7 protein-coding genes are annotated in these 6,286 nt (G+C 60.7%); all 7 read right to left on the reverse strand.

All coding sequences use genetic code 11. From position 1 onward, the window contains the following. Nucleotide 1 precedes the first annotated feature (1 nt). Complete coding sequence (locus tag HMPREF0308_RS01445) at nucleotides 2-598, reverse strand: Maf family protein (protein WP_005528019.1); 597 nt, start codon at nucleotides 596-598, stop codon at nucleotides 2-4. Between the two features lie 14 nt (nucleotides 599-612). After that, nucleotides 613-837 (reverse strand): acyl-CoA carboxylase subunit epsilon, encoded by a 225-nt coding sequence (locus HMPREF0308_RS01450; RefSeq protein ID WP_005528020.1) that lies wholly within the window; start codon nucleotides 835-837, stop codon nucleotides 613-615. Between the two features lie 11 nt (nucleotides 838-848). Next, nucleotides 849-2,381, reverse strand: coding sequence for an acyl-CoA carboxylase subunit beta (locus HMPREF0308_RS01455; protein WP_005528022.1), 1,533 nt, complete (start codon nucleotides 2,379-2,381; stop codon nucleotides 849-851). Between the two features lie 26 nt (nucleotides 2,382-2,407). Further along, nucleotides 2,408-4,021: an acyl-CoA carboxylase subunit beta gene (locus tag HMPREF0308_RS01460; RefSeq protein ID WP_034656550.1), complete on the reverse strand. Its 1,614-nt coding sequence runs from the start codon at nucleotides 4,019-4,021 to the stop codon at nucleotides 2,408-2,410. Nucleotides 4,022-4,276: 255 nt separating this feature from the next. Beyond that, nucleotides 4,277-4,528: a hypothetical protein gene (locus HMPREF0308_RS01465; RefSeq protein ID WP_005528026.1), complete on the reverse strand. Its 252-nt coding sequence runs from the start codon at nucleotides 4,526-4,528 to the stop codon at nucleotides 4,277-4,279. Between the two features lie 175 nt (nucleotides 4,529-4,703). After that, nucleotides 4,704-5,006, reverse strand: a complete 303-nt coding sequence (locus HMPREF0308_RS01470) for a hypothetical protein (RefSeq protein WP_005528027.1) — start codon at nucleotides 5,004-5,006, stop codon at nucleotides 4,704-4,706. 9 nt (nucleotides 5,007-5,015) lie between these two features. Next, a partial coding sequence (locus tag HMPREF0308_RS01475; protein ID WP_005528028.1) for an inorganic phosphate transporter occupies nucleotides 5,016-6,286 on the reverse strand: 1,271 nt, incomplete at its 5' end.

The raw sequence follows: 6,286 nt of genomic DNA on the forward strand, positions 1-6,286 counted from the left end.
CTTAAGGCTTGGCCCAGAAGTCTGAGACGCAGAGGTCAAAGGAGTACAAGGAACGGCGGACAACCGGCAGCGATAGTCCGATGACCGAGGAAGGATCGCCCTCGATACGGTCAATGAACCAACCGCCGATTGCCTCCAAGGTGAAGGCACCGGCGCATTCCAAAGGTTCACCAGTCGCGGCATAGGCGGCGATGTCGCGCTCGTTTGCCGCGGCGAAAAAGACGCTGGTGCGCGAGGTTTCAACGTGGCGCTTGTCGCCCTGGATGATGCAGTGTCCGGTGAGCAGCTCTGCACGGCGGCCAGCCTGGGAGCGCCAGCGTTCAATCGTGGCGTCGACAGTGTGTGGCTTGCCTTGGAGTACGCCGTCGAGAAGCAGCATGGAATCGCCCCCGATGACGACGTCCTGCGGGTACTCGGGCGCGATCTTTTCCGCTTTTGCGGTGGCCAATGCTGCGACGATATCGGCAGGAGCTGCGCCGCTTAGCGACGTCTCGATAGCCTCCTCATCCACGTGCGCGGGCGCCAAAACGGGCTCAACCCCGGCCCCACGCAGAATGGAAGCGCGGGACGGGGATTGAGAAGCGAGGACGATTCGCATCCTTCAAGCAGCCTTTAGTAGTAACGCACGTTGCGGAAGGCGGACGGGTTGAAGACGTCCTGTGCGCCGTATGCGTCGAAACGCTCGTCGAGGCGGCCCCACAGGTTGCGCTCGCCGGCGTCAGAACCGGCCTGCTTTGCGCGGGCATCAGCACTGAGCTGCGCTAGGACTGCGGTAAGTGCGGCAACCTCATCGTCGGAGGGGTTGCCCTTGAGTACACGAAATGTTGGTGCGGTCATGGATTCTCCTTTTAGAGGGTGATGTTACCGTGCTTCTTCGGGGCCTGGGCGACGATCTTGCGTTCCAGAAGTCGCAGGCCTTCGACGAGGTAGCCGCGGGTTGCGGAGGGTTCGATGACATTATCAACCAAACCGCGCTCGGCAGCGGCATAGGGGTGCAGGAACTGCTCGGCGAGCTCTGTTTCCTGCTCCGGGGTAGCTTCCTCGCCATAGATGGCCAGCGCAGCCTGGGATGCCTGGGTGACGGCGATTTCAGCGGTAGGCCATGCGTAGGCCAAGTCTGCGCCTAAGTCCTTGGAACCCATGAATACATAAGCCGGGCCGATTGCCTTGCGGGTGATAACGGTCAGCTTGCCCACGGTTGCCTCTGCGTAAGCGAAGGAAAGCTTCGAAGCGCGGCGCAACAGGCCGGACTTCTCTTCTTCCGGAGTAGGGACGAAGCCAGGGGAATCGACGAACTCGATGACCGGGGTATTGAAGGCATCGCAGGCGCGGATGAAGCGGGCAGCCTTTTCGGAACCTGCTGAATCCAGTGCACCTGCTAGGGCTAGCGGCTGGTTAGCCACGATGCCGACTGGGCGGCCTTCGATGTATGCAAAGCCGGTGATGATGTTTTCGGCGGCGTCGGCCGCGAGCTCGAAGAAGGTGTCTTCGTCAACGACGGTGTTAATGACGTCGTGCATGTCGTAGGCCTCGGCAGCGGTATCCGGGATGATGGTGTCGAGCTTGTGGTCGCGGTCGCTGACGTTGTCCGCAATGGAGCCAGAGCTAATCTCAGCGGCAACGCGTGGGGCTTCGGCACGGTTGTTGGCCGGCAGGAATGCGAGCACGTCGCGGGCAAGGGCTACGGCCTCGGCGTCGGACTGCGCGACGAGGTGAGCGGTGCCAGCTGCAGCGTGCACGGCGGCGCCGCCGAAGGTCTCTGCTTCCGCGCCAGCGATGTGCGGCGCTGCCTGGTGGAGGGTAGCTCCCTGGGTGATGATGAGGACGTCGGAAAGCGTCGGCGCAAAAGCAGCGATGCCCTCGGTGTTACCTACAACGACACCGATCTGCGGAATGAGGCCGGAGGCCTGGGTTACGCGTGCCATGATGCGGGCGTAGCCAGCCAGAGTGACGATGCCTTCTTGGACGCGCGGACCGGTGGAGTCATACAGGCCGATGATTGGGACACCGGTCTTGAGTGCAAGGTCGTAGACCTTGGTGAGCTTTTCTGCGTACGCCTCGCCGAGGGTGCCGTCGAATACAGTGGGGTCCTGGCTGAAGATGCAAACCTTGCGGCCGTCGACGGTGCCATAGCCGGTGACGACGCCGTCGGTGTACGGACGATCGTGCTCACGGCCGAAGTCGGTGGAGCGGTGGCGGGCGAGGGCATCGGTCTCGACGAAAGAACCCTCGTCGAGCAGCTTCTCGATGCGCTCGCGTGCGCTCAAGTTTCCTGCGGCATGGATTGCCTCGAGGGTCTCGGCGCCCATGGGGATGCGCGACTCGCTGAGGCGGTTGTTGAGATCCTCGATCTTGCCAGCAGTGGTTTTCAGATCAGTCATAGGGACTAATTCTACAACCCGTCTTCTTAGAGCGGGATGTTGCCGTGCTTGCGTGCAGGGCGTGCCACATTCTTGTCGGCGTAGAGGCGCAAGTTCTTGGTGATGGCGCTGCGGGTCTCGGAGGGGAGAATCACGGCGTCGATAAGCCCGCGCTCAGCAGCCTTATATGGGTTGAGCATGTGGTCCTCGTACTCGCGCTCGAAGGACTTTGCCAATTCCTGCACGTCCAGGCTCTTCTCGTGGGCCTGCTTGAGCTCCTTGCGGTAGATAAAGCCCACGGCGCCGGCTGCGCCCATGACGGCAATCTGGGCGGTTGGCCACGCGAGGTTGACGTCTGCACCCAAGCCCTTGGAGCCCATGACGCAGTAGGCGCCGCCGTAGGCCTTGCGCATGGTCACCGTAATCTTCGGGACAGTGGCCTCACCGTAGGCGTAGAGCAGCTTGGCGCCGCGACGCAGAATGCCGTTGTGCTCCTGGGAAGCGCCCGGCAGGAAGCCTGGGACGTCGACAAGCATGACGATCGGAATGTTGAACGCGTCGCAAGTGCGCACGAAGCGTGCGGCCTTCTCAGAAGAGTCGATGTCGAGGCAGCCTGCGTAGACCTGTGGCTGGTTAGCCACGAAGCCAACCGTTTGGCCTTCGATGCGTCCGAATGCGATGACCACGTTCTCGGCGCGCTCAGCCTGGATCTCGAGGTACTCGCTGTCATCGGTGAGCGCTGCGATGACATCCTTTACATCATAAGGCTGGGTAGGGGAGTCAGGGATGATCTCGTCGAGCATGAGGTCGTCAGCGGTTTCCTCGCCGAGCTCTTCGAAAGGCTCAAATGGGGCGCGCTGACGGTTGTTTGACGGGAGGTATCCCACGAGGTCGTGGACCCAGTCGAGGGCCTCTTCGTCGGAGGATGCGGTGTAGTGCGAGTTGCCGGCCGCGAGCATGTGGACGGACGCGCCACCGAGCTCTTCTTGGGTGATTTCCTCGCCGGTGACGGTCTTGATGACGTCGGGTCCGGTAACGAACATTTTGGACTTCTTGTCCACCATGACCACGAAGTCGGTGAGCGCCGGAGAATAGGCGTTGCCGCCTGCGCAGGCGCCCATGATGACGGAGATCTGTGGGACCACGCCGGAGGCCTTGATGTTTTGGTAGAAGGTCTTGGCGATCCAGTCCAGGGACACGGCACCGTCTTGGATGCGGGCGCCTGCGCCCTCGTAGAGGCCGATGAGCGGGCGCCCGGTGGTGATGGCCAGCTCCATGATCTTGATCATCTTCTCGCCGTAGACCTCACCGAGAGCACCGCCGAAGACAGTGCCGTCTTGGGAGAAGATGCAAACCTCGCGGCCGTCGATGGTTCCCCAGCCGGTGACGATTCCGTCGGTCACGGGCTTCTTGGCGGCCATACCGAAGTCGATGGTGCGGTGTACTGCGAGCATGTCAGTTTCGACGAAGGAGCCTTCGTCGAGGAGGTAGTCCAGGCGGTCGCGTGCGGTGAGGCGGCCTTGATCGCGGACTTTCTGGTGGGCTTTTTCGCCCATGGGCGCAGCAGCTTGCTCGCGCCGGCGCTTTAGCTCAGCAATCTTGCCGGCCGTGGTGGTCGCGTTCATAGAATCAAGATCCGACAAATGTGAGGAAATAGTCATGTTTGGGGAGTTTAGGCAATTTTGCTTGAGTTTTACACCCTGACGGGCCGGTGATTTCCCTCACAAAACTAGTTTGTGCAGGTGAGCGGCTTGCAGAATATGAGGAAACTCTCGTATTTGGCATTTTAACCCTTTGCTGGGCGGGGCGTTTGCCTGGGGTGGTCTCAAATTCTTTAGGGCACTACAAAAAGAAACGTGCCCTTTCTCCCGTGGGGAGTAGGGCACGTTAACGCTCAATGGAAAGGGGGTGCTGTCTTAGGCTGCGAGGCCGAAATCCATCAGGAATAGCTCAACTTCGTACAGCTCCTCCTCGCGAGGGGAGCGGTTATTTACCGCATTGAATGCGGCAACGATATTGCCGGTTGTTGCCGGGGTGGTTCCGCGGTCAACGAGCTCCTCGGTGACGAGCGCTTCCATTGGGGTTGCATCCAATGCGTCAAGGCCTGTGCCGGTGGCACTCTTGAATGTTGTAGTGAACGAGGAAATCAGTCCGTTAATAGTATTCATTGATGCTCACCTTCTTTCAGTCCATGCAATGAATCAACGGCCGCTTACGGTTGGTATAGAAAATGGTGGCCGAGCTGATGTTTCTGACATGGTACGCTCGGTCCGCTAAGTAATCAACCTGGAGTTACGCGTTTGTTAACTTTTTGTTAACTTAAGGCGTGGAGTGAAGCAGGCCCTAGTGCTTGCTGGACAAGCCGGGGAACAGCTCCAATCCGAAGTAGTGGTTGATGGAATCCTTGGCAATCCAGGAGATGGCAACCAGGATGATGACGCCCAGTACGGCGTACACGGTCCATCCCAAGACCTTCATCTGAGCGGAAGCTTCGGTATCGCCTACGATAACGCCCTCGCTGTTGCGAATCGGGTCACCGGTCATGCAACGCATGCCCAGAGCGAAAAGGAGCGGGATACCAGCGCCGAAGGCGAGCGCCAAACCAGCGACGCGAGAAATAGCGACGAGAATTTCCATTGCGGTCATGGCGTTGTCCTACTTTCCTTTAATGGTGGTGGTGTGAGCGGCGCTGTAGGCATCGTTGATCACGCCGTGTGCGGCATTGGCGGCACCTGGTGCGTTGCCAGTGGTGACACCTGCGGCGACCTTCTCGTGTGCCTGCAAGGAGGAGTCGACGGTCTCTGCGTCAGCGTCCCAATCGTCGTTGACATTGGAAGCATCAACCGGGTTGCGGCGAGCACGCATCAGGATGACGGCGACCATGGCCAGCAGGATGATGGCGTCGACGATAGCGCCGGTGAGAGTGTTGGTAGCACCACTAACGAGGTGAGCAATCCACCAGGTGACGAAGCCAACCGCCGCGGCACAGGGGAGGGTGATGAGCCATGCAGCAACCATGCGCATTGCGACGCCCCAGCGAACCTGGGCGCCTTTCTTGCCCAGGCCGGTACCGAGGATGGAACCGGTGGAAACGTGGGTGGTGGACAGTGCCATACCGCCAGCGGCGGAGGTGAGGATGATGGCTGCGGAGGAAGCCTCAGCTGCCATGCCCTGTGGGGACTCAATCTCAACGAGGCCCTTGCCCAGGGTGCGGATGACGCGCCAGCCGCCGGACAAGGTGCCGGCTGCGATGGCCACAGCACAAGCAACGATGACCCAGGTCGGGATGCGCTGGTCGGAGTTTGCCTCACCGGCTGCAACGAGGGCGAGGAAGATGACACCCATGGTCTTCTGGGCGTCGCCAGCGCCGTGTGCCAGGGAAACCAGGCAGGCGGTGACAATCTGGCCGTGGCGGAAGTGTCCGTTCTTTACGCGCTCCGGAATGGTGTTGGTGACCCAGTAGACCAACGCGGTACCGCAGGCGGAAACCATCGCTGCGATGAAAGGGGAGGCGATAGCCGGGATGATGATCTTGCCGGCGATGGAGGACCAAGCGACGCCGCCGGTTCCCAGCGCTGCGAAAGCGGCTCCGATGAGGCCGCCGAACAGTGCGTGGGAGGAAGAGGACGGCATGCCCAGGAGCCAGGTGAACAGGTTCCAGAAGATGCCGCCGATGAGGCCGGTGAAAACGACCATGAGGAGGGCTTCGCCGTCGGCGCCTACGGAGAGGTCGTAGGAGTCGAGGTTCACGATACCCTTGGCCACGGTTGCGGCCACGTGGACCGACAGGAATGCACCGATGAGGTTGAGAGCTGCGGAGATTGCAACTGCGGTGAAGGGCTTCAGCGCACCGGTGGCGATGGAGGTTGCCATTGCGTTGGCGGTGTCGTGGAAACCGTTGGTGAAGTCAAAGGCGAGGGCAGTGA

The organism is Corynebacterium striatum ATCC 6940, from assembly GCF_000159135.1.
In the GTDB taxonomy this organism is placed as follows: Bacteria; Actinomycetota; Actinomycetes; order Mycobacteriales; family Mycobacteriaceae; genus Corynebacterium; species Corynebacterium striatum.